Origin of the sequence: Microbacterium sp. 3J1, assembly GCF_001049495.1 — a bacterium.
Lineage (GTDB): Bacteria > Actinomycetota > Actinomycetes > Actinomycetales > Microbacteriaceae > Microbacterium.
In genome coordinates this window covers 60,105-74,362 of sequence record NZ_CDWI01000014.1, presented here as the reverse complement: position 1 = coordinate 74,362, position 14,258 = coordinate 60,105, and the positions used below count along the sequence as shown (strand labels likewise).

Here is a 14,258-nt window from a genome sequence, read left to right as displayed (position 1 = left end):
ATGTCGGACGGCGACGAGAAGTACTGGTACAACCTGCAGACCGGTCAGGTCGAATTCGGCATGATCTCGGCCTCCGCCGACCGCGTCGGTCCGTTCGACACCGAGCACGAGGCGGCGCATGCGCCGGAGAAGCTCAAGGAGCGCTCGCGCGCCTGGGCCGAAGAGGAAGCCGCTGAGAACGGCTGGGACGCTGGCACCGGCAAGGCCGCAGAGTGACGATGGACAAGCAGAGGGACTTCGTCCTCCGGACGATCGAAGAGCGCGGCGTCAAGTTCGTCCGCCTGTGGTTCACCGACGTGATCGGCACGCTCAAGTCGGTGGCCATCGCTCCCGCCGAGGTCGAGGGCGCGTTCGCCGAGGGCATCGGATTCGACGGCTCCGCGATCGAGGGGCTCACCCGCACCTACGAGTCCGACCTTCTCGCGCAGCCCGATCCGACGACGTTCCAGACGCTTCCGTGGCGCGGCGAGATCGACCCGACCGCGCGCATGTTCTGCGACATCACGACCCCTGACGGTCGTCCGGCCGTGTCCGACCCGCGCCACGTGCTCAAGCGCACCCTGGCGAAGGCCGCCGACGCCGGGTTCACGTTCTACACGCACCCGGAGATCGAGTTCTACCTGCTGAAGTCGTCGTCGTACGGGCCCGAGGGCCCCGTGCCCGTCGACTCCGCAGGCTACTTCGACAACGTGCCCGGCGGCACCGCGCACGACTTCCGTCGTCGCTCCGTGCGGATGCTGGAGGACCTCGGCATCTCGGTCGAGTTCAGCCACCATGAGGGCGGCCCGGGCCAGAACGAGATCGACCTGCGGTACGCGGATGCGCTGACGATGGCCGACAACGTGATGACCTTCCGCACCGTCATCAAGGAGGTGGCCATCGAGCAGGGCGTGTACGCGACGTTCATGCCGAAGCCTCTGAGCGGCCACCCGGGCAGCGGGATGCACACGCACATGTCGCTCTTCGAGGGAGAGCGCAACGCCTTCTACGAGGAGGGCGCGAAGTACCAGCTCTCGAAGACCGGTCGTCATTTCATCGCGGGCCTCCTGCGCCACGCCAATGAGATGGCTGCGGTCACGAACCAGTTCGTCAACTCCTACAAGCGCCTGTGGGGCGGTGACGAGGCGCCGAGCTTCGTGACGTGGGGACACAACAACCGCTCCGCCCTCGTGCGCGTCCCGATGTACAAGCCCAACAAGGGCGGCTCCTCGCGGGTCGAGTACCGCGCCCTCGACTCGGCGGCGAACCCGTACCTCGCGTACGCGCTCATGCTCGCCGCGGGGCTCAAGGGCATCGAAGAGGAGTACGAGCTCCCGCCCGAGGCCGAGGACAACGTCTGGTCGCTCAGCGACGCCGAGCGGCGCGCTCTCGGCTACTCCGCCCTGCCGGCGAGCCTCGACCACGCGCTCGAGTACATGGAGAGCTCCGAGCTCGTCGCCGAGACGCTGGGCGAGTCGGTGTTCAACTACGTCCTGCTCAACAAGCGCAAGGAGTGGGAGGCCTATCGTGGCCAGGTCACTCCGCTGGAGCTGAAGAACAACCTCGAGCTCCTCTGAGCGTCGCGCATGGCCCGTTCGGACGTCTCCGTCTCCCTGTCCGCACTGGCCAGGCTCGGGTTCGCTGAGCTCAGCGAGGCGGCGGCGAACCTGGCCGAGCTGGAGACGCTGCTGCAGCTCGACCGCGCGACTCTGCTCGACGGCGCCGTGGCCGCTGATCCTGACGCGGCCGTCGACGGTCTGCTGCGCGTCGCACGGCGCGATGCGGCGCCTCTCCGGGCCCTATTCGAGGATCGCTCGACGAGGGCGCAGGTGTGGCGGGTGTTCGGGGCCTCGCAGGGCCTGGCCGACTTCTTCTCGCGGCATCCGTCGGAGGTCGCCGTCCTCGGAGAGAGCGTCTCGGTCCTTCCCGGTGCCGACGAGCTGCGCGATCGGATGCGGGGCGCTGTCGGCGCCCTGAACGGTTTCGCCGCCTCGGGCGACGACGCCACCGTCGTCGCACTCCGCGTGGCGTATCGGCGCTCGCTGGCGGCCATCGCCGCGTTCGACCTGACGGCGCACAATCCGATCATGGTCGTCAGCGAGGTGGCCGCGGCACTCGCCGACCTCGCCGGTGCCGCGCTGGAGGCGTCCCTCGCCGTCGCCCGCACGCGCCTGTCCCAATCGATCAGCCGCGATCAGGTCGCCGCCACCCAGCTCGCGATCATCGGGGTGGGCAAGGCCGGCGCTCGCGAGCTCAACTACGTCAGCGACGTGGACGTCATCTTCGTCGGCGGCACTCGCGACGAGGAGATCCTGGAGGAGTCCCGCGCCATCGACATCGCTACGCGGCTCGCCCGTGAGGCGATGCGGGGGCTGAGCGGGATCGAGGTCGAGCCCCCGCTGTGGGAGGTCGATGCCGCTCTCCGGCCGGAGGGCAAGCAGGGTGCCCTCGTGCGCTCTCTGGCGTCGCACCTGGCGTACTACGACCGCTGGGCGAAGAGCTGGGAGTTCCAGGCGCTGCTCAAGGCGCGGCCGCTCGCGGGCGACCCGGAACTCGGGGAGGCGTACATCGCCGCTCTGCAGCCGAAGGTCTTCTCCAGCGCGGCGCGCGAGAACTTCGTCGACAGCGTGCAGCGCATGCGCGAGCGCGTCATGGAGCACATCGACCCTGCGGATGCTCCCTACCAGCTCAAGCTCGGAGCGGGCGGGCTGCGCGACATCGAGTTCACGGTCCAGCTCCTGCAGCTGGTGCACGGTCTCACCGACATCCGGCTGCGCACACGCGGCACGATCGAGACCCTCGACGCGCTGGTCGAGGGCGGATACATCGGTCGGGCGGACGCGGCGAGTTTCGCCGACGACTACCGCATCCTGCGCCTCATGGAGCACCGGCTGCAGCTGCGGGAGCTCAGCAGGACCCATCTCATGCCTCGCACGCCGGCCGGGCTGCGCGTCCTCGCCCGCAGTAGCGGTCTCGCGGACTCGGGCGAGGCCGTGTGGGCCCGCTGGGAGGGCGTGCGGCGGGAGGTCCGTGACATCCACACGCGGTTGTTCTACCGTCCGCTGCTCAGTGCGGTGGCGTCTCTCCCCGAGGGGGAGCGGACGCTCTCGACCGAACAGGCGCACGATCGTCTGATGGCCATCGGGTTCCGAAACCCCGCCGGGGCGCTCCGTCACATCGGGGCGCTGACGACGGGGCTCAGCCGCAAGGCCACCATCCAGCGTCACCTCATGCCGGTCATGGTGCGCTGGTTCGCCGACGGCAGCGACCCCGACTACGCCCTGCTCGCGTTCCGGCGGATCAGCGAGCGGCTGGGAGACACCCCCTGGTTCCTCCGGATGCTGCGCGATTCGTCCGGGGCTGCAGAGAGCCTCACGCGGCTCCTGTCGTCGTCCCGCTACGTGGGCGAGCTCATGGAGTGGATACCGGAGTCCGTCGCGTGGCTCGACAGCAGCGACCTGCTGCGCCCGCGCAGCGGTGCCGCGCTCGACGAAGAGGCGCGAGCGATCCAGACCAGGCAGCGCGGCGTCGGCGACGCGATGCAGGCGGTGCGCGCCCTGCGTCGACGCGAGCTCCTCCGCACGGCCATGGGGGGAGTGCTCGACGTCTTGTCGATCGAGGAGATCGCGCGATCGCTCACCGAGATCACCGACGCCACGATCCAGGCCGGCCTCCGTGCCGTGCGCCGCGAGATCGTCCCGCCCGAAGACGACGCTCTCGACTTCGCCGTCATCGGCATGGGGAGGTTCGGAGGCGCCGAGCTGGGTTTCGGCTCCGACGCCGACATCCTGTACGTCTACGACGCGAACGGCGTCGAGCCGCAGCGTGCCCAGGCCCTCGCGACGCGGATCGTCGCAGGGCTCCGAGAGCACCTCACGGACCACCGCGTGCCGCTCGACCTCGACGCCGATCTCCGTCCCGAAGGGCGCAACGGTCCGATCGTCCGGACCATCGAGGCCTACGGCGAGTACTACCGTCGGTGGTCGCTGTCCTGGGAGGCGCAGGCGCTGCTGCGCGCCAGGGGGGTCGCCGGCAGCGCGAAGCTCATCGCGACGTTCACGGAGCTCGCCGACAGCATCCGCTACCCGCGCGAGGTCGACCTGCAGGGCACCCGGGAGATCAAGCGCATCAAGGCGCGCGTCGAAGGGGAGCGGCTTCCTCAGGGAGTCGACCCGCGCCGCCACCTCAAGCTCGGCCCCGGCACCCTGAGCGACGTGGAATGGCTCGTCCAGCTCCTTCAGCTGCAGCACGCACATGATGTGCCTGAACTGAGGACCACATCGACGATCGCGGCGCTCGACGCGGCGGTCGAGGCCGACCTGGTGCCGGCCGCATCAGCTGATCTGCTCCGCGACGCCTGGCGGCTGTCGAGCAGACTGCGTTCGGCGATCACGCTGTACACGGGCAAGACGAGCGACGTGCTGCCCACCGACCCGCGGGACCTCGACGCGATCGGTCGGCTCCTCGGCTACCCCGACCGCTCGGCGAGCGAGTTGGAGGACGACTACCTGGGTGTGACGCGACGCGCCCGCCGGGCGTTCGAGACCCTGTTCTACGGCTAGCCTGAGAAGATGGCGATCTCGAAACTCGGTGTGATCTGGAATCCCTCGAAGGTGGACGGGGAACCGCTTCGAGCAGCGGTCGCAGCGACGTTCGCATCGGAGCAGCCCGACCTCCCCGTCGAGTGGTGGGAGACGAGCATCGAGGACCCGGGCAGAGGCATGGCGGCTGAGGCCGTCGCAGCCGGATGCGATGTCGTGGCCGCCGTCGGCGGTGACGGCACGGTGCGTGCCGTCGCCGAGTCGCTGGCGGGCACCGAGTCGACCCTCGGCATCGTTCCCCAGGGCACCGGAAACCTGCTGGCGCGCAACCTCGACATCCCCCTGAACGACATCCCCGCCGCGCTCGCCCGTGTTCGTGACGGCGAGCCGAAGCGGATCGACATGGGGTGGGTCGATTACGACGGCACGGAGCACGCATTCGTCGTGATGGTCGGATTCGGCATCGACGCGCAGATGCTGATCGAGACCGACGAGGATCTGAAGATCCGCGCAGGCTGGATCGCTTACGTCGAGGCCATGGGGCGTGCCCTCGCGGGGACCGAGATGACGGACATCACGCTCACACTCGACGACCAGGAGCCGCAGGACCTGCGAGGGCACACCATGCTCATCGGCAACTGCGGCATGGTGCAGGGCGGCATCCGTCTGCTCCCTGATGCGCTGCTCGACGACGGGCTGCTCGACATGCTCCTCGTGAGTGCGGAGGGGCCGCTCCAGTGGCTCGACACGGTGCGGTCGGTGGTCTGGGAGAACGGCATCCGTCGCATCCTGGGCAGCGTCGACGAGGCGGTCAGCACCGATTCCACGACCCACGTGTCCGCAGAGCGGGTACGGGTCGAGCTCGCGTCGCCGCAGATGTTCGAGATCGACGGCGAAGAGATCGGAGAGGTCTCCGGTTTCACCGTTCGCGTTCAGCCGGGGGCGCTCACCGTTCGCTGAGGGTTCCGGGCGGCACGATCTTGCGGTCCTGCGTCGGGAAGACGACCTTCTGCACGATGATGATGATGCTCGCCGCCACAGGGATGGCGACGAGGGCCCCGAGGATCCCTCCGAGTGCCCCGCCCGCCACCGCGGCGATCACGACGAGGGCGCCGGGGACGGCCACAGCCTTGTTCATGATGCGCGGCGAGAGCACGTATGCCTCGATCTGCATGTAGACGAGGTAGTACCCGAACGCGATGAGCGCGGTGACCGGGCTCACGATGAGGCAGATGAGCGCGTTGATGATCGATGCGCTCAGCGTGCCCACGAGCGGGATCATCGAGCCGATGAAGGCGATGAGAGCGAGCAGTGCAGGCACCGGTGCGCCGATGATGCTGAGCACGATGAGGCTGAGGATGCCGTTGACGGCGGCGAGGCTCGCCTGGCCGATCACGTAGCGGCCGACCGCTCCCGAGACGTCCTCGAGCAGCCCGGAGAAGGTCTCGCGCTGATAGGCGGGGACGAAGCGGGCGGACACGGCCTTCATGCTCCGCAAGGAGGCCATGAAGTAGAGGGTGAGGATCAGGACGATGGTCACCCCGGTGAGTCCGCCGGCGATGCCCGCGCCGACGGCGAAGACCCCGCCGCCGATGTTCAGGATGTTCCCCGGGTCCTGGATGAACGCCAGGACTCCCTGTGCCGCGTCGTCGAACGTCGAGCCGAACTGCTCGCTCACATCCTTGAACCACGCGCTGGCCATGAAGTCCTCGATCATCTTCGGTCCGTCTTCGATGAGGTTCGAGATCTGCTGGACGAGGATCGGGACGATGGCCAGGATGATCCCGGCGAAGGCCAGCAGAACGGCTGCGACGACGATCGTCACAGCCGCCGGGCGGGGGAGCTTCCGCTCGATGAAGGCGACGATGGGGTCGAGTCCCAGGGCGAGGAAGATCGCGATCCCGATGTACACGAGGACCGTCGCGAGCTGATCGACGATGCCGCCGATCATGACCGCCACGAGGACGCCCAGGGCGCCGAGCAGGCCGTACATGAAGGGGTTGATGCGGGCGAGTGCGGCCGCCGCCGTCTTCGGCTGCGCCGGCAGGCTCTCGGCCGCCTCGAGCTGCTTCACCTGCGCACGCGTGCTGTTCCGTCGCATGATGCCCCCTCTGTTGTTCAGACCTCTCAGTTGACCATCGCCACGAGGTCGGGCGAGGGAGGCCACGCCGGTGCGGGACGGGTGTCCGTGCCCGGTGGGATGCTGAAGGCATGGAACCACTGACGCTGCGCCCCTGGGCCGCCGATGACATCGGGCTCCTGCGCGCCGCGAACACCGCGCAGATGACCGCTCAGATGAACGGCCCCGAGACCGAGCAGGAGATCGAGGAGCGGAGCGCGAGATATCTGCGACTGAGCGCTGCGGGTGAAGCGCTGATGTACGTGATCGAGGACGAGCATGGCGCACCGGTCGGGACGATCGGGTGCTGGCACGTCCGATGGCGCGGCGAGCCGGCGTGGGAGACGGGGTGGTTCGCCCTCCCCGAGGCTCAGGGGCGCGGTGTCGCCTCGCGAGCGCTCGAACTGCTCGTGACCGAGCTCCGGGAGCACCGTGCCGGTCGTCGATCGCTCGTCGCGTTCCCCGCAGTGGGCAACGTTCCGTCGAACGGCGTCTGTCGCCACAGCGGTTTCGAGATGGTCGGCACGCAGATCGAGGCGTTCCGCGGTGCGGACCTCGAGGTCAACGAATGGGTGCTCGACCTGGAGGCGCCCGTCAGCGGTTGAGAGAGGCGGGTGCGACGGGACGATCACTGCGGACGCGGAACCACAGAGTGAGTTCTGACAGGGCGCGCTGCGTCGTCGCATCGTCATCCGAGGCCTCGAGATCCGCGAAGGAATCGCGGTATCCCGCCGGCGCCGCCTCCGAGCCGGTCCGGAAGGCACGGTAGCCCATCGTCCATGCGGCGAAGCGTCGCGCAGGAAGCTCTTCCGTCAGGAGAATCCGCATGCCGTGGTGGCGATCGTCGCGCCCGATGGTGGCGACGAGAGAGAGGACCGTCTCGCGCTGCCCTTCGAGCACCTGGATGAAGCGCCCGTCACGATACAGCAGCACGCCGGTCACCCCTCGCGCGTCGTTCCCCGTCCTGCACGTCGAGAGCAGATCCTCGAGAGCGCCCTCGCCGAAGGGCTGCGACGCCGTGCTCGTGTAGACGAGCGACATCATCGTCGCCGAGTCCTCCACGCTCACAGAGCCGTCCCCTGCAGGTCGTCGGTCATCGCGGCGGACCCGGTCGAACCCGGAGACGATGCGCCGACGACCGCGGCGGTCGCATCGTGGAGGGTGGGAAAGTCGCCGACGAGAGCGGAGTGGGCCTCGAACGCACGGTAGGTGCCATCGGGCTGTCGATCGACGTAGCCGAGGAAGTCCCCTCCGCGACTGCCGACGTGAAATCCTTCCTCTACACACGCCCAGAGGACGTCGGAGGTACGTTCATGTGCATCAACCACCCCAGGAGTGTATGCCGGGAGTCGAATATCCCGATGGGCCTTGTGCATTTCACGCTGTTCGTGCAGGCGGTCTCCCGTGCACACGACAGAGCCCCGCCCGAACGGGCGGGGCTCTGCGCTGAGCGATTCAGGAGATCCAGTAGTTCTTCCTGACCGAGACACCCGTGAGCGTCACTCCGCTGTTGAGGGCCATGACCTGCACGAAGAGGCGCATCGGGCCCGCCAGCTGGTAGGACTGCGCGTGCTGCCCTTGGGTCGGGCTGCCGGCGGCGGCGGTGGCACGGATCTCGGTCACGGGCTGGGGGTGGGTCGAGACCACGGGACCCGAGTTCGACGCGAGCTTCTCTGCGACGAGTCGCACCTGAAGGCCGGTCGTGAGACCGTTCGCCTTGAGGTTGAGGGACACGTCAGCGGTTTCCACGACTCCGACTCCGACGATCGCCAGGTAGAGCTGTCCGGCGGCGACGGCGATGGTGGTCCAGGTGTTCGCGGGGAGCGCGACGCTGGTGGCGAGGTCGGTCGACTGATGGGTGGGCACGGGGTCGTCCTCCGGGTATGTGGGTAGTGGGCCGCCTTCGACGAAGTTCTCGAAGTTGACGGTGTTCGTGAATCCCAGCTGGTTCGGCGTGCCGCCGATCCAGAGGGAGACGTGGACGTGGGATCCGTAGCCGGTCTCGCTGCCGAATCCCGAGGCACCCGAGTAGGCGATGACCTGTCCTCGGCTGACCCGGGTCCCGTTCCGGACCGTGCTCGAGGCGAGGTGCAGGTACCGGATGTAGTTCCCGTCGTCTGCGCGCAGGGCGATGTAGCGGCCGGTGGCCGAGTCGGTGGTGTCCTTGCGGTCGACGATCACGCCGGCTGTCGCCGCGCGGATGGGAGTGCCGATGGCGACCGCGTAGTCGGTGCCGGGCTCGCCGGACGGCGGTTTCCGGTTCCGGTGTCCCTGCCACGTGCTGGAGATCGGGACATCTCCGCACGGACGGAGATAGGTGCCTGCAGCTGTTGCACTCTGGGGCGGGGAGAACAGGTCGGCACCGATCGCGGCCGCTCCGAGCGCAGCGCCGGTCGCGAGGAGAACTGTCCGGCGGGACATTCGCCGATGCGGTGCCCGGCCCGGTGGGGAGGCATCCCCGTCGGTGTCGCACATCAGGGGTTGGTCCCTTCGTTCTCTCCCCGGATCAGCCGCTGGATCTGGGCCTCAGGCAGCTCGTCGATCGATCCCGAGGCCATCTCGATCACGGGGGAGGCCGGCGTACCGCCGATCGTGCACAGTGAACGCCCGTCGAGACCGCCGGTCCGGGCAGGAACGATGACGAGCCATTCCGGCGTCACCGTGCGTCGTTCGATGCGGGTGCGGCCGAGATCGAAGGTCACGTCCGGGTTGAACGTCGAAACGGTCTCGTCGACGCAGATCTGCGCCAGCTGATCTCCGCTGAAGTCTCCGTACGCAGGGGCGGTCGTCGGGGTGGGGGCGGGGAGCGGTGTCGTGGTGGCGGCGGGAGTGGGGGCTGAGGTGGTGGGCGTCGCAGTCGCGGTGGAGCGGGGAACCGGCGTTGCTCCGGGCAGAGCTGCGCAGCCGGACACCGCGATGACGACGGCCATCGCGGCGGTGCTCGTGAGCAGTCGAGAGACGATGTGGGGACTCATATCTCTGAAGGTAGCGCGTGCAGTCCGCGTCCCCCGTCAACGGCCCGCAGTGGCGAGGTCGTGTTTCTCCGGAGGGTGGCGGATTCGTCCCGGAGACAGAGGAAAGCCCGCCCAGCGGGACGCTGAGCGGGCTTTCCGAGAGACGCTGCGGAGTCCTCGCGGACGTCACGCAGGATCCGATTACACCCCGAAGTAGAGCTCGTACTCGAACGGGTGCGGACGCTGGGCCATCGGGAGGATCTCGTTCTCGTACTTGTAGGAGATCCAGGTCTCGATGAGCTCCTCGGTGAACACGCCGCCCTCGAGCAGGAACTGGTGGTCCGACTTCAGGGCCTCGAGCGAGTCCAGCAGGGAGTTCGGCACCTGAGGGATGTTCTTGGCCTCCTCGGGCGGCAGCTCGTAGAGGTCCTTGTCGACGGGCTCGTGCGGCTCGATGCGGTTCTTGATGCCGTCGAGTCCGGCCATGAGCTGGGCGGCGAACGCGAGGTACGGGTTGCCCGAGGCATCCGGCGCGCGGAACTCGATGCGCTTGGCCTTCGGGTTGGAGCCCGTGATCGGGATGCGGATGGCGGCGGAGCGGTTGCCGGCCGAGTAGACCAGGTTGACCGGAGCCTCGAAGCCCTTCACCAGACGGTGGTAGCTGTTCAGGGTCGGGTTCGTGAACGCGAGCAGCGCCGGAGCGTGCGCGAGGATGCCGCCGATGTACCAGCGGGCGATGTCGCTGAGCTGGCCGTAGCCCGCCTCGTCGTAGAAGAGCGGCTTGCCGTCGTTCCACAGAGACTGATGGGTGTGCATGCCCGAGCCGTTGTCGCCGTAGAGCGGCTTCGGCATGAAGGTCGCGACCTTGCCCCACTGCTCGGCGGTGTTCTTGACGATGTACTTGAACTTCAGGATGTCGTCCGCCGAGTGCACCATGGTGTCGAAGCGGTAGTTGATCTCCTGCTGGCCCGCGGTGCCCACCTCGTGGTGCGAGCGCTCGAGGATGAAGCCGGCGTCGATCAGCTTGAGCGTGATGTCGTCGCGCAGGTCGGCGGTCTTGTCGACCGGGCTCACGGGGAAGTAGCCGCCCTTGTACGGGGTCTTGTTGGCGAGGTTCCCGCCCTCCTCCTCGCGACCGGTGTTCCACGCGGCCTCCTCGGAGTCGACCTTGTAGAAGCTCTCGCCCGCGGTGACCGAGTAGCGCACGTCGTCGAAGATGTAGAACTCGGCTTCGGGGGCGAAGAACGCGGTGTCAGCGATACCCGTGGAGGCGAGGTACTTCTCCGCCTTCTTGGCGACCTGGCGGGGGTCCTTCGAGTAGATCTCGCCGGTGCGCGGGTTGTAGATGTCGAAGATCATGACCAGCGTGCTCGCCTCGCGGAACGGGTCCATGTAGGCCGTCGTCACGTCGGGGATGAGCTGCATGTCGGACTCGTGGATGCTGGCGAAGCCGCGGATCGAGGAGCCGTCGAACAGCTGACCGTCCGTGAAGAAGTCCTCGTCGACCGTGGCCGCGGGGATGTTGAAGTGCTGCTGCACACCCGGGAGATCGGTGAATCGGATGTCAAGGAACTTGACGTCGTTCTCCTTGATGTAGGCGAGCACCTCGGACGAATCTTTGAACATTACGACTCCTGGATTGCGGATCGATGGCTTACGGCCATTCTGCACAGTACGTGCGGGGCGTTACCCGGGGGTATCCGCTTTGTTTCCGGCATGTTACGCGCCGGTAGGCTGGATGCGTGACGGATGCTGTGAACACGTACCCCGGTGAAAGACTCGGAATGCCGCGAACCGGGACCGGCAGCATCGCCCGTCCCGGGCGTCGCATCGGGGCACTCGTCATCGACTACCTGGCGGCGACGATAATCGCGACGGCCTTCCTCGGCTACGACCAGTTCGCGCTGCCGTCAGAGGCGGGGCTCACGATGTTCGGGCCGATGGCCGTCTTCGCGCTGCTGCAGATCGTCTTCATCCCGACGGCGGGGGGCAGCCCCGGTCATCGAATCCTCGGCATGCGCGTCATCCACCTGGGCGGTGGCTGGGTGGGGCTCTGGCGTCCCGTCGTCCGGACGCTCCTCATCGTGGTGGTCATTCCCGCGGTGATCTGGGACTCGGATCAGCGCGGCATCCACGACAAGCTCACGGGGCTGGCGCTGATCCGCGCCTGACGGCTCAGTCGCGGCCGCGGTTGCGGCGTCTCGTCTCGCGCGGGGCGCGCCCGCCGACGAACGACCGTGCGGGATCCACGACATAGCCCTGCCGAAGGGCCTCGCGCCCGATCAGCATCCTGAAGCCCATCTCGTCCCGATTGCTGAGGGTGACCTCGGCGAGCACTTCCCGATCGTGCAGGCGGATCAGCATCTCTACGACGAACCGCTCCTGTGCGTGACCCGACGAACTGCGCACCGCGCGGCGGTCGTGCACGGGGGATTCCACGTCCACGGCGTCCTCCTGGCTGTGCTGCCAGGGCTTGACCCGGAACCGCACCCACGACACGCCGTCACGCTCGAACTCGTGGATGTCGAACGCGTGCAGCGACGACGTGCGCGCTCCCGTGTCGATCTTGGCCTTGAGCCAATCGACGCCGAGATCGGGCAGGCTCACCCATTCTCGCCACCCGATAAGAGTGTTTGAATGGGATGTCTTGTTCACCCGACCATCCTGGCAGGAATTCCTTCGTGAAGATCGCAGTGCTCTCCCGTGCGCCGCAGGCGTACTCCACCCAGCGACTGCGCGCGGCTGCGCTCCAGCGCGGTCATAACGTTAAGGTCCTCAACACCCTGAGATTCGCGATCGATCTCACCTCACCGGATCCGGATCTGCACTACCGAGGTCGCCAGCTCAGCGACTATGACGCGATCCTGCCGCGCATCGGGAACTCGATCACCTACTTCGGCACCGCGGTCGTCCGCCAGTTCGAGCAGATGGACGTCTACACGCCCAACACCGCCAACGGCATCTCCAGCGCGCGCGACAAGCTGCGGGCGAACCAGATCCTGTCACGGCACAACATCGCCATGCCTCCCACGGCATTCGTCCGCAACCGGGCCGATGTGCGCCCAGCGATCGAGAGGGTGGGGGGCGCACCCGTCGTCATCAAGCTCCTCGAGGGCACGCAGGGTATCGGGGTGATCCTCGCTCCGCAGGTGAAGGTCGCGGAAGCCATCATCGAGACGCTCCACTCGACCAAGCAGAACGTGCTGATCCAGAAGTTCATCTCGGAGAGCCGCGGACGCGACATCCGTGCCCTGGTGGTCGGCGACCGGGTCGTCGCGGCGATGCGGCGCTCCGCAGCCGGCGACGAGTTCCGCTCGAACGTGCACCGGGGTGGCTCGGTCGAGGCCATCGAGCTGGACCCGGTGTATGAGCGCGCAGCCGTGCGCTCCGCGCAGATCATGGGCTTGCGCGTGGCCGGAGTCGACATGCTCGAAGGCGATGACGGACCGCTCGTCATGGAGGTGAACTCGTCTCCGGGCCTGCAGGGCATCGAGACGGCCACCAAGCTCGATGTCGCCGGGGCGATCATCGACTACATCGCGGGCCAGGTGGCGTTCCCCGAGATCGACGTCCGCCAGCGTCTCACCGTCTCGACCGGCTACGGCGTCGCCGAGCTCATGGTCCACGGTGCCGTCGACCTCGTCGGCAAGACACTCGGCGAGGCGGGTCTGTGGGAGCGGGACATCACGGTGCTCACCCTCCACCGCGGCGTCTCCGTCATCCCGAACCCGCGGAAACACGTCGTGCTCGAGGCCGACGATCGGCTCTTCTGCTTCGGCAAGCTCGACGAGATGCGCTCGATGGTGCCGGAACGTCGACGGCGCCGGGCAAAGGTGCGCCGGCTTCCGCGTCAGCCGCTCTCGGAGTGAGCGACGAAGCGCGGCCGCCCTCCGAGGAGGACGGCCGCGCTTTCGTGCGTGTGGGACCGGCAGATCAGCGCGGGCGCTGCGCGCGGACCTTCGTCGGGTCGATGCCCTTCGGGATCGGGAGCGACGACAGCGACTGGGAGACCGAGTCGATGCGGCGGATCACCGCGCCCATGGTGGCCTTGTCGATCGCCTTCGGGAGCTTCTTGATGGTCTTCGCGAGGTCCGCGATCGCGACGTCATCCTCGCCGTGGCCGACGTAGAGCACGGTCACCGGCACGCCGTGGGCCACACGGGCGGCCTTGCTGCGCTCGTCGTTGACGAGACGGGTCAGGCGACCGCGCGAGCCTTCGCCGACGACGACCACGCCGCCGCGACCCACCGTGCGGTACACCGCGTCCTGCGTCTTCGGGTTGATGCCCACGGGCGTCTCGGACGCCTGCCAGTTGCGCCCGAGGCTGGTGCTGAGAACGTGTCCGGTGGCACCGGCCATGCCGTCGATCTTCTGGTACATCGCGGAGGTCGACAGGCGGGTCATGAGGAACATGGCACCGAGCAGACCGAGCATGAGGCCGGAGATGCCCCAGAGGATGAGCGTCCACACCTGGAACGGAGGGATCAGGTAGCCCACGATGAGCCCGATGAGCACGCCGACCACCAGAAGGGCGATCTGCGCCCAGGGCAGCCAGGGATAGACCTCTCGGGTGAACCGGAAGAGCGACTTGATCTGGGAGAAGAACCCGGGGCGCTTCTCGGGTGCGGGCTTTGCCATGACATAAGAATACCGGCTGCAGGAGCG

Annotated in this window: 15 protein-coding genes; 7 read left to right on the top strand and 8 right to left on the bottom strand. The window is 67.8% G+C overall.

Annotated elements, in window-relative coordinates; translation table 11 throughout:
* From BN2660_RS14675 to BN2660_RS14660, 4 genes are read left to right on the top strand one after another with little or no spacing between them, the layout of a single operon-like run.
* Positions 1-216, top strand: a complete 216-nt coding sequence (locus tag BN2660_RS14675; protein WP_091233926.1) for a hypothetical protein — start codon at positions 1-3, stop codon at positions 214-216.
* 2 nt (positions 217-218) lie between these two features.
* Positions 219-1,556, top strand: a complete 1,338-nt coding sequence (gene glnA, locus BN2660_RS14670) for a type I glutamate--ammonia ligase (protein ID WP_091234812.1) — start codon at positions 219-221, stop codon at positions 1,554-1,556.
* Positions 1,557-1,565: 9 nt separating this feature from the next.
* Positions 1,566-4,541: a bifunctional [glutamine synthetase] adenylyltransferase/[glutamine synthetase]-adenylyl-L-tyrosine phosphorylase gene (locus BN2660_RS14665; RefSeq protein ID WP_091233923.1), complete on the top strand. Its 2,976-nt coding sequence runs from the start codon at positions 1,566-1,568 to the stop codon at positions 4,539-4,541.
* A 9-nt stretch (positions 4,542-4,550) separates the two neighbouring features.
* Positions 4,551-5,480, top strand: a complete 930-nt coding sequence (locus BN2660_RS14660) for a diacylglycerol/lipid kinase family protein (protein ID WP_091233918.1) — start codon at positions 4,551-4,553, stop codon at positions 5,478-5,480.
* Here the strand turns inward: BN2660_RS14660 and BN2660_RS14655 are convergent.
* Positions 5,467-6,621 carry an AI-2E family transporter gene (locus BN2660_RS14655; RefSeq protein ID WP_091233915.1) on the bottom strand — a complete coding sequence of 385 codons (1,155 nt, stop codon included), beginning with the start codon at positions 6,619-6,621 and terminating at the stop codon, positions 5,467-5,469. The genes BN2660_RS14660 and BN2660_RS14655 overlap by 14 nt on opposite strands.
* Before the next feature lie 110 nt (positions 6,622-6,731).
* Between BN2660_RS14655 and BN2660_RS14650 the strand changes: the two genes are divergently transcribed.
* Positions 6,732-7,244: a GNAT family N-acetyltransferase gene (locus BN2660_RS14650; RefSeq protein ID WP_091233912.1), complete on the top strand. Its 513-nt coding sequence runs from the start codon at positions 6,732-6,734 to the stop codon at positions 7,242-7,244.
* Here BN2660_RS14650 and BN2660_RS14645 read toward each other — a convergent pair.
* The 5 genes from BN2660_RS14645 to glnA (BN2660_RS14625) form a co-directional block, all read right to left on the bottom strand.
* Positions 7,234-7,707 carry a BLUF domain-containing protein gene (locus tag BN2660_RS14645; protein WP_255305199.1) on the bottom strand — a complete coding sequence of 158 codons (474 nt, stop codon included), beginning with the start codon at positions 7,705-7,707 and terminating at the stop codon, positions 7,234-7,236. The two genes, BN2660_RS14650 and BN2660_RS14645, sit on opposite strands and share 11 nt — an antisense overlap.
* Positions 7,704-7,967, bottom strand: a complete 264-nt coding sequence (locus BN2660_RS14640; RefSeq protein WP_091233908.1) for a hypothetical protein — start codon at positions 7,965-7,967, stop codon at positions 7,704-7,706. Before BN2660_RS14640 ends, BN2660_RS14645 begins: the two co-directional genes overlap by 4 nt.
* A gap of 127 nt (positions 7,968-8,094) precedes the next feature.
* Positions 8,095-9,060 (bottom strand): M23 family metallopeptidase, encoded by a 966-nt coding sequence (locus BN2660_RS14635; protein ID WP_176697224.1) that lies wholly within the window; start codon positions 9,058-9,060, stop codon positions 8,095-8,097.
* 53 nt (positions 9,061-9,113) lie between these two features.
* Positions 9,114-9,614: a hypothetical protein gene (locus tag BN2660_RS14630; RefSeq protein WP_091233902.1), complete on the bottom strand. Its 501-nt coding sequence runs from the start codon at positions 9,612-9,614 to the stop codon at positions 9,114-9,116.
* Between the two features lie 180 nt (positions 9,615-9,794).
* A complete protein-coding gene (gene glnA, locus BN2660_RS14625; protein ID WP_091233898.1) occupies positions 9,795-11,219 on the bottom strand; it encodes a type I glutamate--ammonia ligase in 1,425 nt (474 codons plus the stop codon).
* A gap of 158 nt (positions 11,220-11,377) precedes the next feature.
* On the opposite strand from glnA (BN2660_RS14625), the gene BN2660_RS14620 reads away from it, so the two are divergent.
* A complete protein-coding gene (locus BN2660_RS14620; protein WP_091233896.1) occupies positions 11,378-11,764 on the top strand; it encodes an RDD family protein in 387 nt (128 codons plus the stop codon).
* Between the two features lie 4 nt (positions 11,765-11,768).
* Here the strand turns inward: BN2660_RS14620 and BN2660_RS14615 are convergent, their stop codons facing one another.
* A complete protein-coding gene (locus tag BN2660_RS14615; RefSeq protein ID WP_091233893.1) occupies positions 11,769-12,248 on the bottom strand; it encodes an ATP-dependent zinc protease family protein in 480 nt (159 codons plus the stop codon).
* 26 nt (positions 12,249-12,274) lie between these two features.
* On the opposite strand from BN2660_RS14615, the gene BN2660_RS14610 reads away from it, so the two are divergent.
* Complete coding sequence (locus tag BN2660_RS14610; protein WP_091233889.1) at positions 12,275-13,462, top strand: RimK family alpha-L-glutamate ligase; 1,188 nt, start codon at positions 12,275-12,277, stop codon at positions 13,460-13,462.
* 64 nt (positions 13,463-13,526) lie between these two features.
* Here BN2660_RS14610 and BN2660_RS14605 read toward each other — a convergent pair whose 3' ends face one another.
* Positions 13,527-14,231: a DUF4191 family protein gene (locus tag BN2660_RS14605; RefSeq protein WP_091233885.1), complete on the bottom strand. Its 705-nt coding sequence runs from the start codon at positions 14,229-14,231 to the stop codon at positions 13,527-13,529.
* Positions 14,232-14,258 lie beyond the last annotated feature (27 nt).

Coding starts and splice junctions, on each gene's coding strand:
- glnA (WP_091234812.1), top strand. CDS start 219: ATGGACAAGCAGAGGGACTTCGTCCTCCGGACGATCGAAGAGCGCGGC.
- BN2660_RS14665 (WP_091233923.1), top strand. CDS start 1,566: ATGGCCCGTTCGGACGTCTCCGTCTCCCTGTCCGCACTGGCCAGGCTC.
- BN2660_RS14620 (WP_091233896.1), top strand. CDS start 11,378: ATGCCGCGAACCGGGACCGGCAGCATCGCCCGTCCCGGGCGTCGCATC.
- BN2660_RS14650 (WP_091233912.1), top strand. CDS start 6,732: ATGGAACCACTGACGCTGCGCCCCTGGGCCGCCGATGACATCGGGCTC.
- BN2660_RS14605 (WP_091233885.1), bottom strand. CDS start 14,231: ATGGCAAAGCCCGCACCCGAGAAGCGCCCCGGGTTCTTCTCCCAGATC.
- BN2660_RS14635 (WP_176697224.1), bottom strand. CDS start 9,060: ATGTCCCGCCGGACAGTTCTCCTCGCGACCGGCGCTGCGCTCGGAGCG.
- BN2660_RS14630 (WP_091233902.1), bottom strand. CDS start 9,614: ATGAGTCCCCACATCGTCTCTCGACTGCTCACGAGCACCGCCGCGATG.
- BN2660_RS14655 (WP_091233915.1), bottom strand. CDS start 6,621: ATGCGACGGAACAGCACGCGTGCGCAGGTGAAGCAGCTCGAGGCGGCC.
- BN2660_RS14675 (WP_091233926.1), top strand. CDS start 1: ATGTCGGACGGCGACGAGAAGTACTGGTACAACCTGCAGACCGGTCAG.
- BN2660_RS14660 (WP_091233918.1), top strand. CDS start 4,551: ATGGCGATCTCGAAACTCGGTGTGATCTGGAATCCCTCGAAGGTGGAC.
- glnA (WP_091233898.1), bottom strand. CDS start 11,219: ATGTTCAAAGATTCGTCCGAGGTGCTCGCCTACATCAAGGAGAACGAC.